A 15,787-nucleotide genomic window follows, 5' to 3' on the forward strand; every position below is an offset into this window, starting at 1 on the left:
CCGATGTCTGCAGCAGAAATTAAATCTACAACCGATCAAAAGATGCAAAAGTCTCTCGAGTCTTTGAAGAGCAGTTTGGCAAAAATTCGTTCTGGACGTGCTAACCCCGGAATTTTGGAACATATTCAGGTGGACTACTACGGCAATCCAACCCCCTTGAGTCAGGTCGCTAGCTTGGGTTTGGCGGATGCGCGCACTATTAATGTTCAACCATTTGAGAAGACGATGGTTGCAGTCATTGAAAAAGCGATTCGGGATTCTGATTTGGGTTTAAATCCTGCATCTCAAGGTACGGTGATTCGTGTGCCAATGCCTGCTCTGACTGAAGAGCGTCGTCGCGAGCTTAGCAAAGTTGTCAAGAGTGAAGGTGAAGATGCCAAGATTGCCGTTCGTAATTTACGCCGCGATGCGAATGAGCATCTTAAGCGCCTAACAAAAGACAAAGAAATTTCTGAAGATGACGAGCGTCGTGCGACAGATGACATTCAGAAGATGACTGATAAAGCAGTTGTAGATATCGACAAAATTATTTCTGAAAAAGAAAAAGAGATCATGACGGTTTAAACACCCGATTGAATTTTTGCTTCTTATGACCCAACACCCTAGCTCAACCCAGGATATTCCAGAGGTAAGCGCTATTCCTCGCCACGTGGCAATCATTATGGATGGCAATGGTCGTTGGGCTAGTAAGCGCTTAATGCCTCGAGTAGCTGGTCACTCTGAAGGTTTGGGCGCTGTACGTAAAATTGTTCAAGAGTGTCGTCGCATTGGCGTTGAGTACTTAACGGTATTCGCTTTTAGTTCTGAGAATTGGCGCCGCCCACCAGAAGAGGTGGGCTTCTTAATGAAGCTGTTTCTAAAGTCTCTGAAGGGTGAGGTCTCACGCCTTGCTGAAAACGATATTTCATTACGCTTGATTGGCGACCTGAGTCGTTTTGACTCTGCCATTCAAGAGATGGTGCAATTCTCGGAAGAAAAAACTGCAGCTTGTAAGGCGCTTACTTTTACGATTGCCGCTAATTACGGCGGACGTTGGGATATCTTGCAGGCGATGCGCCGTTGTGTAGAGGCAAATCCTAATTTGAAGCCAGAGCAGGTTACCGAGGAGTTACTTCAACCCCATCTTTCGATGGCTTATGCTCCAGAGCCAGATTTGTTTATCCGAACTGGTGGTGAGCAGCGTGTGAGCAACTTCTTGTTGTGGCAGCTCGCATATACGGAGCTCTATTTCACTGATGTTTTATGGCCCGACTTTGATGAGGCTGAACTTCACAAAGCGTTTGATTGGTTTAGTCAGCGCGAGCGCCGTTTTGGGCGCACCAGTGCTCAGCTTGCTTCGCAAGCTATGAGTGACGCAGTCTGATTCTTTAAACACATCACTACATGCTCAAAACCCGAATAATTACTGCCCTTGTTCTTTTGGCAGTGCTTTTAGCCATCCTATTTTTATTGCCACCAGTTTACATAGGCGCATTCTTCTTGGTGGCCCTGTTGGCAGCTGCATGGGAGTGGAGTAGTTTACTTGCTCCACATGCTTCGCGCGCGGCTTATCTGTATGCATTGTTTTGCTTGGCAATCATTCTATTTTTGCTTGGCATGCAAAATACATCCTGGCAATTTGCATTATTACTCTTGGCAGTTATTTTTTGGTTCTTTGTGGCGCCATTCATTTTGGCAAAGGGCATGAATCTTTCTTTGCAAAAACTGCGCCCCTTTTATGTGGTACTTGGTTTAATTCTCTTGCCGGCAGCTTGGTTTTCCTTGGTATTCTTGCGCGAACTCGGTTTAGTATTTTTGTTAACAAGTATGGCTTTGGTTTGGGTTGCAGATATTGGTGCTTACTTTGTTGGTAAGGCATTTGGCAAACGCAAATTGGCAGTACAAATTAGTCCCGGTAAATCGGTTGAGGGTGCTATTGGTGGCCTTCTGCTTTGCTACGGCTACGCCTTGCTCTGCGTAATTTATTTGCCTTTTGAGTCCACCCTTTTTGGTGCTTGGGCAATTCGTTTTGGTTGGGTGCCAATGTTTTTGATGGTTACTGTGCTGACTTCTTTTAGTATCTTTGGCGATCTATTCGAGTCTCAGTTAAAACGTTTGGCTGGAGTGAAAGACAGTAGTCATTTATTGCCTGGTCATGGTGGCGTGCTTGATCGCGTTGATGCATTGATTCCAACAATGCCAATTGCAGCATTGTTGGCTGGATTTGTTTAATGGCTATTAAGCAAGTTGCCATTCTGGGTTCTACAGGCTCTATCGGAGTTAACACACTCGATGTTATTCGTTCACATCCAGAGCGATTTAAGGTTGTTGCGCTGACAGCCGGAAAACAAGTAGATCGCTTGGCGCAGCAGTGTGCAGAATTCAAGCCTGCCATCGCAGTTGTTTCTGATGCTGATGGCGCGGCGCGCCTAGAGCAGTTGTTGCGAGACCAAAAAGTCTTTACCCAAGTGCTCTATGGTCCGCAAGCCCTGGTAACTGCTGTTACAGACTCGGACTGTGACACTGTCATGGCTGCCATAGTAGGTGCAGCTGGCTTAGTCCCTACTTTGGCTGCAGCCAAGGCGGGTAAGAGAGTATTGCTGGCAAATAAAGAGGCTTTAGTGATGTCTGGCAATTTGTTTATGCAAGCTATGAAGCAGGGCGGTGGCGAGCTACTACCAATTGATAGTGAGCACAATGCAATTTTTCAATGTCTACCTAGTCAATTTACTAAAGCACCAATGCCTAGTCTGGGCGTTGAGGAGCTGTGGCTAACCGCTTCTGGCGGCCCATTCCGAGATGCCCCCTTGGACCAATTGAAAAGCATTACGCCTGAGCAAGCTTGCGCCCATCCAAATTGGGTGATGGGCAGAAAGATTTCGGTTGATTCGGCAACCATGATGAACAAGGGACTTGAAGTGATTGAGGCTTTTTGGTTATTTGGCTTGCCGCTGGAAAAAATTAGAGTATTGATTCATCCGCAAAGCGTGGTGCATTCGATGGTGCGCTACCGCGATGGTTCTGTCATTGCGCAATTGGGTCAGCCTGATATGCGTACACCTATTGCTTATGGCTTGGCTTGGCCAGAGCGAATTGAGGCAGGTGTTGCACCCTTAAGCTTGACTCAATTAACTTCACTCGGCTTTAGCGAGCCAGATTCGGATCGCTTTCCTTGTTTATCTTTGGCTTTCGCTGCCGCAAAAGCTGGGGGCACTGCACCTACAGTCTTGAATGCGGCTAATGAAATAGCGGTAGCGGCGTTCTTGGATGAGGGCATGCCTTATTTGCACATTCCTTTGGTGGTAGAGAAAGTGTTAAATGCGATGCCAACTGCCGCAGCGGACTCAATAGAATATATTTTAGAGGTTGATGCTCAAGCTAGAAAAGCGGCGCGTCAATATATTCAGACTCTCAACCTTTAATTTGTAAAAGTCATTAGGAATTTATTTGCAGGCACTTATTACTCTTGCTTCATTTTTAGCTACCCTGGGTATTCTCGTGAGCTTTCATGAGTTTGGACATTTTTTAGCTGCGCGCTTGTGTGGCGTACGCGTACTCCGATTTGCAATTGGATTTGGCAAGCCCTTATTTACTCATGTAGCGAGCAATAAAACAGAGTGGGTTATTGCCTCTATTCCCTTGGGCGGCTACGTAAAGCTCTTAGACGGTCGAGACCGTCAGCAAGCGATTGCCCTGGCGGATGAATCAGAGGCTTTTGATCACAAACCGCTCTGGCAACGCTCTTTGATTGTTGCAGCCGGCCCGTTTGCTAATTTTTTCCTGGCGGTTCTCCTGTTCGCTGTGATTTATGTTTCTGGTGCGCCGCAATTGCCTGCTGTGTTAAAGATGCCGCCTGAAAATTCAGTTGCTGCCAAATTAGGTGTACTCGAAGGGGATAGGGTTATTGGCTGGCAGGCTCTATCGAATTCAAATTCTGTGCCCCTTTCTAGTGAATTTGAGCCTATTCCAAGTTGGAATGCTTTGCGCTGGACTCTTTTGAATGCGCTTACTGCTGAGACTGGCTTCGCCCTGGAAATGCAGACTCCCTCAGGAAGTCGCTACATTAAGACCTTTTTGTCTAAAGATTTACCCCAATTAAGCCACGAAAGTGACCCCATGTTAGCCCTCGGCATTCTGCCAAAGCCAGTGCCGCTTGCGGAGTGGACTGAGCTGAAATTGGGCCCACTTGACGCGATCGGGTTTGCCTCAGATAGGGTATGGGTAATCACCAAGATCTCCGTACGGTTAATGGCTGGAATATTTACTGGAAACACCTCCTTGAAGCAGCTTGGAGGGCCATTGAGTATTGCGGATATGGCGGGCAAGTCTGCTCAGGTAGGTTGGCAGCCGTTTTTTGCGTTTTTAGCACTTATAAGTATTAGCATTGGCCTGTTGAATTTGCTGCCTTTTCCCATGCTTGATGGGGGTCAGCTACTGTATGATGCATGGGAGTTAGTCGCCGGTAAGCGGATATCGGTTTCGATACAGGAACAGTTCCAGAAAGTGGGCTTTCTTTTATTGATTTCCTTGTCTCTTCTGGCCTTGTTTAACGATTTACAACGCTATTTATCGCCTTGAATTTTCTGATCTCACCTTTCCGCATTTCTGCCCGTCTCACTGTTCATCTCTTGTTGGTGATGGCAGTTGCGCTGAGCCTCAACGCGCATGCGGCCGAGTCTTTTGTTGTCAAGGACATTCGCGTTGAAGGATTGCAGCGCGTCGAGCCCGGTACGGTATTTAGCTATCTACCCGTGCAAGTCGGGGATACCTTTACAGAAGAAAAGGGTGCAGAAGCGATTAAAGCTTTGTATAGCACCGGTTTTTTTAGGGACGTGCAAATTCAGGCTCAGGGCGATGTTCTCATCGTGATCATCGAAGAGCGCCCAACAATCTCTCGCATCGAATTTACGGGCATGAAAGAGTTTGATCAAGAGCTTGTGCGTAAGTCTTTGAAGGCCGTAGGTGTGGCTGAGGCACGCTTTTATGACAAGGCCATTATTGATAAGGCGGAGCAAGAGTTAAAGCGTCAGTACGTTGGCAAGGGCATGTATGCAGCTGAAGTGGTTGCTACCGTTACTCCAGTGGAGCGCAATCAGGTAGCAGTCTATTTCAATATTGATGAAGGCCCAGTTGCCAAAATTCAAGAAATTAACTTTATTGGCAATGAAGTCTTTAGTGAAAGCACCCTAAAAAGTGAGATGCAGCTAAAGACGGGCGGTTGGTTATCTTGGTATAGCAAAGATAATCTATATTCCAAGCAAAAGTTGACTGCTGACCTGGAAACCATTCGCTCTTATTATTTAAATCGTGGATATCTTGAGTTTGTTATTGAATCCACTCAGGTATCGATTACTCCTGATAAAAAAGGCGTTTACCTCACTATCAGCATTAATGAGGGTAAAAAGTTCACCGTTAAGGCTGTCCGTGTAGCGGGCGATACTTTGGGTAAAGAGGCTGAGTTGATGCAGCTGATTACCCTGAAGCCAGGCGACACCTTTTCTTCTGCCAAGTTGACAGAAAGTACTAAGGCTATTGCTGAAATATTGGGCTCTTATGGTTATGCTTTTGCTACCATTAACCCACAACCAGATGTGCGTCGCGAACTTGCTGAAGTCGACCTAACCTTGGTGGTTGATCCAGGGCGTCGTATCTATGTTCGCCAAGTAGCAATTTCTGGCAATGCAAAAACCCGTGACCTAGTTATTCGCCGTGAGATGCGTCAATTTGAGAGCTCATGGTTTGATAGTGACAAAATTGACTTATCTAAGAAGCGTTTGGGTCGTCTTGGATACTTTACCGAAACAGACATCACATCCGAGGATGTTCCGGGCTCACCCGATCAGGTGGATGTGAAGGTAAAGGTTACTGAAAAACCAACTGGCGCAGTAACGGTAGGTGCAGGCTTCTCCTCTACTGAAAAATTAATTTTGTCTGCCGGCATTAATCAAGACAATGCATTTGGAACCGGTACAGCAGTTGGCTTGAATTTTTCTTTAGGCAAGGTAAATCAAAACTTAACCCTATCGAACTATGACCCTTACTTTACAGAGGATGGTATTAGTCGCTACACCGACGTCTACTATCGCTCCTCCAAACCTTTGTATTACGCAGGTGATCCTGATTACCAAATTAAATCAGTGGGCTCAAGCATCAAGTTTGGCGTCCCTTACACCGAGGTGGATCGAGTCTTCTTTGGTTCTGGTATTGAGGCCTTCCGCATTAACACTACCGTCAATACGCCGCAGCCTTACTTAAATTATGCTGAAACCTATAATATTGCTGCCCCAGGCTATCCTGCAACTTTGACAACCTACAACGTGCCATTAACAGTGGGTTGGGCGCGCGATGGTCGTGATAGCGCGCTGATTCCATCGGAAGGTTCCCTGCAGCAATTATCTGGCGAGGTGGGAACACCGGTGGGTAATATGACTTTCTATCGCCTCTACGGCCAGTACCAGAAATATCACTCGTTTTCAAAGGGGAATATTCTTTCGTTTAACGGTGAGGTTGGCTATGGCGAGGCGTATGGCTCGCACTCCTTCCCAATTACTAAAAATTACTATGTTGGCGGCATTGGCTCGGTTCGTGGATATGCACCAGGCTCCCTGGGTCCTCAGTACTACAACAGTACTTATGGCACCTACCAGCCTACGGGTGGGCAGTCCAAGATTGTGACGAATGTGGAATACACGGTGCCAGTTCCTGGTTCTGGGACGGATAAGACCCTGCGTATGTTTACTTTCGTTGATGGCGGTAATGCTTACGGAACGAATATCAATTTGGTCTTAAAATATTCCTACGGCTTGGGTATATCATGGATCTCACCGTTAGGACCGTTAAAGTTCAGTTACGGCCTGCCGTATAAGGCGCAGCCGACGGATAACATCCAACGTTTGCAGTTCCAGGTGGGTACGGCGTTTTAATTGTTTAAGGAAAGTTTTATGAGGTTATATCAATCTTCAAAATGGATTCAGATGGGCTTAGTTGCTGTAATCACAACTATGTCTGCAACTCAGGCATTCGCACAAGATGCTGGCACTCGCGTAGCAGTGGTGAACTCAGAAAAAGTATTTAATGAGTCTAACCTGGCTAAAGCAATGCAAACCCGCCTGCAAAATGAATTTACTAAACGTCAAAATGATTTGCGCGATAGTGCGCAAAAGATTAAGACTGCCGCTGAAAAATTAGATCGTGATGCTGCTGTCATGAATGAGGCAGAACGTATTCGTCGTCAACGGGAGTTAGCTGACCAGGATCGTGAATTACAACGCAAGCAACGCGAGTTCACGGAAGATCTCAATCAGCGTACATTTGAAGAGCGCGCTAAGATTGCTGAAAAAGCAAATTCAGTGTTACGCCAAATTGCTGAGCAAAGAAAAATTGACGTCATTGTTCAAGAGGCGGCTTATGTTAGTCCTAAGGCTGATGTGACTGATGATGTCATCAAGGCTTTGAATAGTCTTAAGTAAGTTTTATGCCCACCGCCATCGAGCTGGCCGAACAGTTTCAAGCAAGCTTGGTGGGGGAGGCCTCCTCCGTATTAATTGGTCTTGCCCCATTAGAGCGGGCGCAAGTCAACCAAATATCCTTTTTATCGAATCCACTGTATCGTCAACAGGCTAGCGATAGTCTTGCAGGGGCACTGATTGTTGACGAGTCTGACTTAGCGTTTTTGCAGGCGAACCCAGGGGTTGGCATATCAAAGCGGGTTTACTTTGTCTCCAAAAATCCTTATGTCACTTTTGCCAAAATGGCTCAGCACTTTGCAAAAGCAAGTGCACCAAAATATGCCCCAGGTATACACTCAAGTGCCGCAATAGACTCATCAGCCATTATTCCGTCTTCATGCCATATTGGCCCTTTTGTGCAAATTGGTGCTGGAGTAAAGCTGGGTGAGCGTGTGACGATTTTAGGCAATACTAGTGTTGCGATGAATAGTCAGATTGGAAGCGATACCCTGCTTTACCCCTCCGTTTCTATTTATCATGACACCCACATTGGTGAGCGCTGCATTATTCATAGTAGTGCGGTGATAGGTGCGGATGGCTTTGGATTTGCACCAGATTTTTCTGCAACCGGAGGGGAGTGGGTCAAGATTCCACAAACTGGTCGTGTGGTGATTGCTAGTGATGTTGAAATTGGTGCCTCTACCACGATCGATCGTGGTGCTATGAGTGATACAGTGATTGGCGCGGGTACTAAAATTGATAATCAAGTACAAATCGCGCATAACGTCACTATTGGTAACTGCTGTGTAGTTGCGGGATGTGCCGCTATCTCAGGTAGTACAAAAATTGGTAATTTCTGCATCATCGGCGGGGCCGCCAATTTTGCCGGCCACCTCAGCATTGCCGATCGAACTACTGTTTCTGGCAACACTTCTATTATTCGCTCTATTACTGAGCCAGGACAGCATTTTACGGGGGTTTATCCCTCGATGCTGCATAGTGCTTGGGAGAAAAATGCTGCCATCTTGCGTGGTCTAGATAAAATACGCCAACGCTTGCGTTTGCTGGATAAAGGCAAGCGCTCAGAGTCTTAAAAGTCTTTGGCAATTTAATATTCACTTTTCAGTAGGTAATTTATGAGTAAAGCTAACGCGATCGATATCAATAAGATTCTGAAGTTATTGCCGCATCGCTATCCATTTTTGTTGGTTGATCGAGTGCTTGAAATTACGCCTCAAGAAAGTATTACCGCGCTCAAGAATGTGACGATGAATGAGCCATTCTTTCAAGGGCATTTTCCTGATTTCCCAGTGATGCCGGGTGTTCTGATTATTGAAGCCCTCGCTCAAACAGCAGCGTTGCTGACCTTCTCTGAAGAGCGTCCAGAAGATGCTGTCTACTATTTCGCGGGCATTGATGGGGCACGCTTTAAAAAGCCAGTCCTGCCGGGCGATCAATTAATCATGACTGCAAAGCTAGAGCGGGGTCGTGCTGGTATTTATAAGTTTTCAGTGCAAGCAACTGTCGATGGTGAAATTGCTGCAGAGGCAAATATTACCTGCGCAGTTCGTTCGAAAGGCGCGTAATGACTCGGATTCATGCATCCGCCGTGGTAGATAGCAAGGCTGAGCTTGCTAGTGATGTTGAGATTGGTCCTTTTTCTGTTATCGGCCCTAATGTGAAGATTGGTGCAGACACAAAGGTGGGCTCACATACTGTCATTGAAGGCTTCACGACCATCGGCAAAGAAAATAGTTTTGCGCATTTCGCCTCAGTTGGTGGAGCCCCACAGGATATGAAATACCGTGGCGAGCCTACTCAGTTGATTATTGGTGATCGCAATACTGTTCGTGAGTTCACAACCATTCACACAGGCACGTCGCAGGATGAAGGTATTACCCGAATTGGTAGTGATAACTGGATCATGTCTTATGTGCATATTGCGCACGATTGCAAGGTTGGTAACCACACTATCTTTTCTAGTAATGCCCAAATTGCTGGTCACGTACAAGTGGATGACTGGGCCATTATGGGTGGCATGTCTGGCGTTCATCAGTTTGTGCGAGTAGGACAGCACGCGATGTTGGGTGGTGGTTCGATCCTGGTGCAGGATGTCCCACCATTTGTTATTGCTGCTGGTGACAAAGCTGCTCCTCACGGAATGAACGTTGAGGGTCTGAAGCGCCGTGGATTTTCCAGCGAAACAATTTCTGCTCTACGTCAGGCATATAAGGTTCTTTATAAGGATGGCCTGAGCTTTGAGGATGCTAAAGTGGAGCTCAAAAATATGATCAGCGCAAATGCAGCTGATGCTGCTACCGCAGAAAAACTGACGCAGTTTCATGATTTTATTGCCGCCTCTACGCGCGGCATTATTCGGTAAGGCCTTGCTTTGCCTAAGTTAGCTTGTGTAGCTGGTGAACCTTCTGGTGATTTACTTGCTGCACCGGTGTTGAGTGCGTTAAATCAAATTCCAGAGATGGCTAACTTAGAGGTTTACGGTATCGGTGGCCCTCGTATGCAAGCTGAAGGTATGCGCTCTGATTGGCCTATGGAGACTTTGAGTGTTCGGGGTTACGTTGAAGCAATTAAACAGCTTCCCGCCATTCTGAAGGTGCGCAAGGAGCTCATCCAAAATCTTACTGGCGAAGGTCGCCCTGATGTTTATTTGGGGGTAGATGCACCAGATTTTAATTTAGGTGTTGAGCTCCATTTACGCAAAGCAGGCATTCCAACTTTGCATTTGGTTTCTCCATCCATTTGGGCGTGGAGAGCAGGGCGTATTCAGAAAATTTCCCAAGCGGTTGAGCGTATGCTCTGCATCTTTCCGTTTGAAACGGAAATCTATGATCGAGCAGGTGTAGCCTCAACTTATGTGGGCCACCCTTTGGCAAGTGAAATCCCGCTCGAACCAAATGTAAACCAAGCTCGAGAAAAAATCATTCAAGCTTTAAAGCTTTCCAAGAATTCGCTTCATGGAATTGTGATTGCAGTTTTGCCAGGTAGCCGTAGTTCAGAAATTGAACTCATAGCGCCAGTGTTCTTTGAGACGATGGAGCTTCTCTCCAAGCAGCTTCAGGGCCAAAAGCTTAGTTTTTTGATTCCAGTAGCCACGCCAAAGTTGCGCGCACCGCTTGAGGCACTTTTACTTAAAACTAGCAATGGTAATCCTGATGTTGAGATTCATTTACTCGATGGCATGGCCGATGAAGTGTTGGAAGCTTCTGATGTAGTCTTGATTGCCAGTGGCACCGCAACTTTACAGGCTGCCCTCTGGAAAAAGCCAATGGTAATTTCGTATAAGGTGCCTTGGCTGACTGCGCAAATCATGAAGCGTCAAGGTTATCTGCCTTATGTAGGTTTGCCCAATATCCTGTGTGGTGAATTTGTGGTTCCAGAGTTACTGCAAGACAATGCTACCCCTGATAAGTTGGCCAAGGCATTGCAAGAGTGGCTCAATAACCCTGGTAAAGTCGCTCAACTAAAGACGCGCTTTGCTCAAATGCATGAGACACTCCGCCGTCCAACTGGTCTTTTGGTTGCACAGGCAGTTGCACAAACGATTGCAAGTAGTCGTCAGAAAAGAGTCAATTTGTGAGCGTGATTTTGGTATGCGGCATTGATGAGGCAGGGCGTGGCCCACTGGTTGGTTCGGTAGTGGCTGGCGCAGTGGTGCTTGATCCCAATAATCCTATTGCGGGCTTAAAGGATTCTAAAAAGCTTACTGCAGCGCGCCGCGAGTTTCTGTTCGAGCAAATCATAGAAAAAGCCAAGGCCTGGGGTGTTGGTGAAGCCAGCCCTGCAGAAATTGATGATATGAATATTCTGCAAGCTACTATGTTAGCGATGCGTCGTGCCGTTGAAGATTTAACTGGCAGATTGGGTGCATGGCCAGATAAAGCGCTTGTAGATGGCAATCGTTGCCCTGAGCTGCCTATTCCTGCTCAAGCAATCATTAAGGGAGATGCTACAGAGCCAGCGATTTCAGCGGCATCCATCATCGCCAAGGTAACTCGTGATCGCCAGATGCAAGAATTAGACAAGAGACATCCACAGTATGGATTTGCGCAGCACATGGGTTATCCAACCGAAGCACATTTTGCAGCGCTAAAAAAATTTGGTGCGTGTGATGAGCATCGTAGAAGTTTTTCCCCTGTACGAAAAGTGCTAGAAGGCATTGCAGGCTAGCGATGAACTTTGACCTCATTACATCCAAAGAGAATTCACTTTTTAAAGAAATTCGTTTGCTACAAGCTGCTGGCTCTAAGGGGCAGAAGTCGAGGCTAGCGAGTGGTCGGGCTTTGCTGGAGGGCATTCATCTGGTGCAGACCTGGGTTGGCGATCCTGCATTAAAAATTCTGCTTACTTCTGAGCTTGGCCTCAAGAATGTGGAAATCTCACGGGCGGTCTACGAGCACATAGAAATATGTCCCGATACTAAGGTTTATCAGCTTGATAGCGCGCTCTGGAATTTGCTGAGCGATTTGGTGAATGCACCCCATATCACAGGACTACTCGATCTTCCAAAATCTTGTTTAACTTTGCCACAATCGATTGCTACTCTGAACGGAGATGTTGTGATCTTGGATTGTATTCAGGATGCGGGTAATGTGGGTTCGATATTACGCTCTGCGGCTGCCGCAGGTTTTACCCAAGTTATTGCGACAATAGGTTGCGCGCATTTGTGGTCTAGCAAAGTACTGCGTGCTGGTATGGGGGCACACCACTTATTGGATTTATATGAAGGTTGGTCTAATCAGCAGGTGCTAAGCGCAGTGACAGGCTCAATGCTGGCCGCCACCGCAGACGCAGACCAAGAACTGTTCTCTTTGGGTAAGGAGTTATTGCACCCCGTAGCTTGGATTATGGGTAGCGAAGGACAGGGGGTTTCAGAAGATCTTCTAGCTCAGGCTAAAGGAGTATCGATTCCGATTGATCCAAGAGTGGAGTCCCTGAATGTTTCTACGGCTGCTGCTATTTGCCTATTTGAGACGATGCGCGTCAGACGTAGTTAAGGAGCACTAGCCTAGGATTGTTTTATCGGATTTGATTCCTTGTAAAACAGTCGTCGCAATCTCTTCAATCGATTTACTCGTAGTCAAAATCCAGGGAATAGATTGCTTTTTCATCATTGCGGTGGCTTCGTTAATTTCGTAGCGACAGTTTTCCAGTTTGGCGTAATTGCTGCCTGGACGCCGTTCATTCCGAATCTCTGAAAGTCGTTCAGCATCAATCATGAGGCCAAAAATCTTTTGCCGATAAGGCATTAAGTCTTTGGGTAGCTGTCCCCGTTCAAAGTCTTCGGGAATGAGTGGGTAGTTTGCTGCCTTCAATCCATATTGCATTGCCAAGTAAAGGCTAGTCGGCGTTTTACCAACGCGGGAGATGCCAATCAGAATAACATCGGCTTCGGCAAGATTTTGGTTGGATTGCCCGTCATCATGAGCCAAGGAGTAGTTGATAGCCTCAATACGGTTCTTGTAGGCCTCGGTATCCGCATTGTGGTGCAGGCGATTCATGGCATGGGTGGATTTCATGCCCAAGGCAGCCTCAAGGGGTGCCACAAAGGTCTGGAACATATCCAAAATTAAGCCATTAGCCTTGGCGACAATGTTATTGAGCTCGGTATTCACCAAAGTAGTGAACACAATAGGCTGGACCCCATATTTACTGAATGCCTGGTTAATGCTGCTAACGGCCTCATGGGCTTTATCGACGCTATCCACGAAAGGGATGCGGATGTGCTTAAAAGTAGCCTCAAATTGGGCCAAAATTGATTGGCTGAAGTTCTCGGCGGTAATGCCGGTTCCATCAGAAACAATAAAAACTATACGGGTTTCGGTAGACATGGATTTGGCCTAAAAGTCAGGGTCAGCACTACAATATGCTTTATTGAAGTATGCCCCATTTTGAGGGGCCGCTTGACCAGTTTTCCTACCCTTAGAGAGTATTTTATGTCCAACCAACAGCAACAAAATAGCAGTATGGCAGATGCCTATGTTTTGCCTTTTGAGCAGCTTCGCATGACTGATGTTGAATCAGTCGGCGGTAAGAATGCATCACTCGGAGAAATGATTTCTCAACTGGCTTCCACGGGAGTTCGTGTACCAACGGGTTTTGCGACTACTGCCTTAGCTTTTCGTGATTTTCTGACGCACAATAATCTGACTGACCGTATTCAAAAGCGATTAGAGGGATTGAATATTGATGACGTGCGCGCATTGGCAGAAGCTGGTGCCGAGATTCGTCACTGGATTGAAACGGCGCCGTTTCAAGCAAAGCTTGATGAAGAGATTCGTAGAGCATTCGCTGTATTAGACGATTCTGGTAAAGGTTCTTTTGCTGTTCGTTCATCCGCCACTGCAGAAGACTTGCCGGATGCTTCTTTTGCTGGACAGCAAGAAACATTTTTGAATGTTGAGGGTATTGACGATGTTCTCAAGAAGATCCGTGAAGTATTCGCCTCCCTCTATAACGATCGTGCTATTTCCTACCGTGTTCACAAGGGCTTTGCCCATGCCGAAGTGGCTTTATCTGCGGGTATTCAGCGGATGGTGCGCTCTGACCTAGGTGCTGCTGGCGTAATGTTTACTTTAGATACGGAATCAGGTTTTGAGGATGTCGTTTTCATCACCTCAAGCTACGGTTTAGGTGAGACAGTGGTGCAGGGTGCCGTTAACCCGGATGAGTTCTATGTTTTTAAAACAACCTTGGCTCAAGATAAAAAAGCCATTATTCGTCGCTCTTTAGGCTCTAAATTAATTCAGATGCAATTTGCGCCAAAAGGTTCTGCTGACAAGGTGCAAACAGTGGATGTCACGCCAGAAAAGCGCAATCGTTTTTCTTTAGAGGACTCTGATATTACTGAGTTGGCTAAGTACGCAGTGATCATTGAAAAGCACTACGGTCGTCCAATGGATATTGAATGGGGTAAGGATGGTCAAGATGGCCGTATCTACATCCTGCAGGCTCGTCCTGAGACAGTAAAGAGCCAAGCTGCCGGTCAAGTCGAGATGCGCTACAAGCTGAAGGGTAGCTCTAAGGTGCTGGCCAAAGGTCGTGCGATTGGCCAAAAGATTGGTGCTGGCCCTGTCAGAATTATTCGTGACCCTAGCGAAATGGATCGCGTTCAGCCGGGCGACGTCTTGGTTGCTGATATGACTGATCCTAACTGGGAGCCCGTGATGAAGCGTGCTTCTGCGATTGTCACTAACCGTGGTGGACGCACTTGCCACGCAGCCATTATTGCGCGTGAGTTAGGTGTGCCTGCGGTAGTGGGTTGCGGTGATGCTACTGAGCATTTACAAGATGGCATGATGGTAACGGTTTCATGTGCAGAGGGCGATGAAGGTCACATCTATGATGGCTTGATCGAGACAGAAGTAACTGAAGTATCTCGTGGTGTATTGCCAGAAATTCCAGTGAAGATCACTATGAACATCGGCAATCCCCAGTTAGCGTTTGACTTCTGTCAGATTCCGAATGCTGGCGTCGGTTTAGCGCGTCTCGAGTTCATTATCAATAACTATATCGGCGTACATCCACGTGCAGTATTGGAGTATCCAAACGTTTATCCTGATCTGAAGCGTGCAGTAGAGAGTGTGGCTCGTGGTTACGCTAGCCCACGTCAGTTCTATGAAGATAAATTGGTTGAGGGTGTAGCAACGATTGCAGCTGCTTTTTATCCAAAACCAGTGATCGTGCGTTTATCTGACTTCAAGTCGAATGAGTACAAGAAGTTGATTGGCGGCTCACGCTATGAGCCCGATGAAGAAAACCCAATGTTGGGCTTCCGCGGGGCATCACGTTATGTATCTGAGGACTTTGGTGAAGCCTTTGCTCTTGAGTGCGCTGCGATGAAGCGTGTGCGCGAAGATATGGGTCTTGATAACGTAGAGATCATGGTGCCATTTGTGCGCACCATTAATCAAGCGAAGCGCGTGATCGATATGATGGAGAAGTTTGGTCTGAAGCGTGGTGTGAACGGCTTGCGTCTCATCATGATGTGCGAGATTCCATCCAATGCGATTCTGGCTGATCAATTCCTGGAGTATTTTGATGGCTTCTCCATCGGCTCTAACGATATGACTCAGCTAACCCTGGGCTTAGATCGTGACTCCGGTATGGAATTGTTGGCTATTGACTTTGATGAGCGCGATCCTGCGGTTGAGTTCATGATTGCACGTTCGATTGATGCCTGCCGCAAGCAGAACAAGTATGTTGGCATCTGCGGCCAAGGTCCATCAGATCACCCAGACTTTGCACGTTGGTTGGTAGAGAAGGGCATTACCTCGATCTCATTGAATCCAGACAGCGTAGTGGAAACTTGGGAAATGTTGGGTAAGAGCTTAAAAGCCTAA

The 15,787-nt window shown here is 46.8% G+C and carries 15 protein-coding genes; 14 read left to right on the top strand and 1 reads right to left on the bottom strand.

Annotated elements, in window-relative coordinates; genetic code table 11:
* Positions 1 to 3 precede the first annotated feature (3 nt).
* The 13 genes from frr to C2740_RS02675 are packed head-to-tail and all read left to right on the top strand — an operon-like array spanning position 4 to position 12,442.
* Positions 4 to 564 (top strand): ribosome recycling factor, encoded by a 561-nt coding sequence (gene frr / locus C2740_RS02615; protein ID WP_215293860.1) that lies wholly within the window; start codon positions 4 to 6, stop codon positions 562 to 564.
* Between the two features lie 25 nt (positions 565 to 589).
* The gene (gene uppS, locus C2740_RS02620; RefSeq protein WP_215293861.1) at positions 590 to 1,363 is read left to right on the top strand and encodes a polyprenyl diphosphate synthase; all 774 of its coding nucleotides are present in this window, start codon (positions 590 to 592) and stop codon (positions 1,361 to 1,363) included.
* 20 nt (positions 1,364 to 1,383) lie between these two features.
* The gene (locus tag C2740_RS02625) at positions 1,384 to 2,211 is read left to right on the top strand and encodes a phosphatidate cytidylyltransferase (RefSeq protein ID WP_215293862.1); all 828 of its coding nucleotides are present in this window, start codon (positions 1,384 to 1,386) and stop codon (positions 2,209 to 2,211) included.
* Between the two features lie 5 nt (positions 2,212 to 2,216).
* Entirely contained in the window at positions 2,217 to 3,401 is a 1,185-nt protein-coding gene (gene ispC / locus C2740_RS02630; protein WP_215294281.1) for a 1-deoxy-D-xylulose-5-phosphate reductoisomerase, read from the top strand.
* A 25-nt stretch (positions 3,402 to 3,426) separates the two neighbouring features.
* Complete coding sequence (locus tag C2740_RS02635; protein ID WP_215293863.1) at positions 3,427 to 4,557, top strand: RIP metalloprotease; 1,131 nt, start codon at positions 3,427 to 3,429, stop codon at positions 4,555 to 4,557.
* A 5-nt stretch (positions 4,558 to 4,562) separates the two neighbouring features.
* Positions 4,563 to 6,902 (top strand): outer membrane protein assembly factor BamA, encoded by a 2,340-nt coding sequence (gene bamA / locus C2740_RS02640; RefSeq protein ID WP_371818584.1) that lies wholly within the window; start codon positions 4,563 to 4,565, stop codon positions 6,900 to 6,902.
* An 18-nt stretch (positions 6,903 to 6,920) separates the two neighbouring features.
* Positions 6,921 to 7,448, top strand: coding sequence for an OmpH family outer membrane protein (locus C2740_RS02645; RefSeq protein WP_215293864.1), 528 nt, complete (start codon positions 6,921 to 6,923; stop codon positions 7,446 to 7,448).
* Between the two features lie 5 nt (positions 7,449 to 7,453).
* Entirely contained in the window at positions 7,454 to 8,521 is a 1,068-nt protein-coding gene (lpxD, locus tag C2740_RS02650; protein WP_215293865.1) for a UDP-3-O-(3-hydroxymyristoyl)glucosamine N-acyltransferase, read from the top strand.
* Between the two features lie 42 nt (positions 8,522 to 8,563).
* Positions 8,564 to 9,013: a 3-hydroxyacyl-ACP dehydratase FabZ gene (gene fabZ, locus C2740_RS02655; RefSeq protein WP_215293866.1), complete on the top strand. Its 450-nt coding sequence runs from the start codon at positions 8,564 to 8,566 to the stop codon at positions 9,011 to 9,013.
* Entirely contained in the window at positions 9,013 to 9,810 is a 798-nt protein-coding gene (lpxA, locus tag C2740_RS02660) for an acyl-ACP--UDP-N-acetylglucosamine O-acyltransferase (RefSeq protein WP_215293867.1), read from the top strand. The genes fabZ and lpxA overlap by 1 nt, the downstream gene beginning before the upstream one ends.
* Before the next feature lie 9 nt (positions 9,811 to 9,819).
* Entirely contained in the window at positions 9,820 to 11,025 is a 1,206-nt protein-coding gene (lpxB, locus tag C2740_RS02665; protein WP_215293868.1) for a lipid-A-disaccharide synthase, read from the top strand.
* Positions 11,022 to 11,615 (top strand): ribonuclease HII, encoded by a 594-nt coding sequence (rnhB, locus tag C2740_RS02670; RefSeq protein WP_215293869.1) that lies wholly within the window; start codon positions 11,022 to 11,024, stop codon positions 11,613 to 11,615. The genes lpxB and rnhB overlap by 4 nt, the downstream gene beginning before the upstream one ends.
* A gap of 2 nt (positions 11,616 to 11,617) precedes the next feature.
* Positions 11,618 to 12,442, top strand: coding sequence for an RNA methyltransferase (locus C2740_RS02675; protein ID WP_215293870.1), 825 nt, complete (start codon positions 11,618 to 11,620; stop codon positions 12,440 to 12,442).
* A gap of 6 nt (positions 12,443 to 12,448) precedes the next feature.
* Here C2740_RS02675 and C2740_RS02680 read toward each other — a convergent pair whose 3' ends face one another.
* Positions 12,449 to 13,276, bottom strand: a complete 828-nt coding sequence (locus tag C2740_RS02680) for a pyruvate, water dikinase regulatory protein (RefSeq protein WP_215293871.1) — start codon at positions 13,274 to 13,276, stop codon at positions 12,449 to 12,451.
* 105 nt (positions 13,277 to 13,381) lie between these two features.
* Between C2740_RS02680 and ppsA the strand changes: the two genes are divergently transcribed.
* On the top strand, positions 13,382 to 15,787 hold the full coding sequence (gene ppsA, locus C2740_RS02685; RefSeq protein ID WP_215293872.1) for a phosphoenolpyruvate synthase: 2,406 nt from the start codon (positions 13,382 to 13,384) through the stop codon (positions 15,785 to 15,787).

The sequence above is a fragment of the Polynucleobacter sp. MG-5-Ahmo-C2 genome, assembly GCF_018687735.1.
GTDB lineage: Bacteria > Pseudomonadota > Gammaproteobacteria > Burkholderiales > Burkholderiaceae > Polynucleobacter.

What these genes read in the sequence shown, in the direction of transcription:
- uppS (WP_215293861.1), top strand. Translation starts at nt 590, where the DNA reads ATGACCCAACACCCTAGCTCAACCCAGGATATTCCAGAGGTAAGCGCT.
- C2740_RS02680 (WP_215293871.1), bottom strand. Translation starts at nt 13,276, where the DNA reads ATGTCTACCGAAACCCGTATAGTTTTTATTGTTTCTGATGGAACCGGC.
- frr (WP_215293860.1), top strand. Translation starts at nt 4, where the DNA reads ATGTCTGCAGCAGAAATTAAATCTACAACCGATCAAAAGATGCAAAAG.
- C2740_RS02645 (WP_215293864.1), top strand. Translation starts at nt 6,921, where the DNA reads ATGAGGTTATATCAATCTTCAAAATGGATTCAGATGGGCTTAGTTGCT.
- lpxD (WP_215293865.1), top strand. Translation starts at nt 7,454, where the DNA reads ATGCCCACCGCCATCGAGCTGGCCGAACAGTTTCAAGCAAGCTTGGTG.
- fabZ (WP_215293866.1), top strand. Translation starts at nt 8,564, where the DNA reads ATGAGTAAAGCTAACGCGATCGATATCAATAAGATTCTGAAGTTATTG.
- lpxA (WP_215293867.1), top strand. Translation starts at nt 9,013, where the DNA reads ATGACTCGGATTCATGCATCCGCCGTGGTAGATAGCAAGGCTGAGCTT.
- ppsA (WP_215293872.1), top strand. Translation starts at nt 13,382, where the DNA reads ATGTCCAACCAACAGCAACAAAATAGCAGTATGGCAGATGCCTATGTT.
- C2740_RS02625 (WP_215293862.1), top strand. Translation starts at nt 1,384, where the DNA reads ATGCTCAAAACCCGAATAATTACTGCCCTTGTTCTTTTGGCAGTGCTT.
- C2740_RS02675 (WP_215293870.1), top strand. Translation starts at nt 11,618, where the DNA reads ATGAACTTTGACCTCATTACATCCAAAGAGAATTCACTTTTTAAAGAA.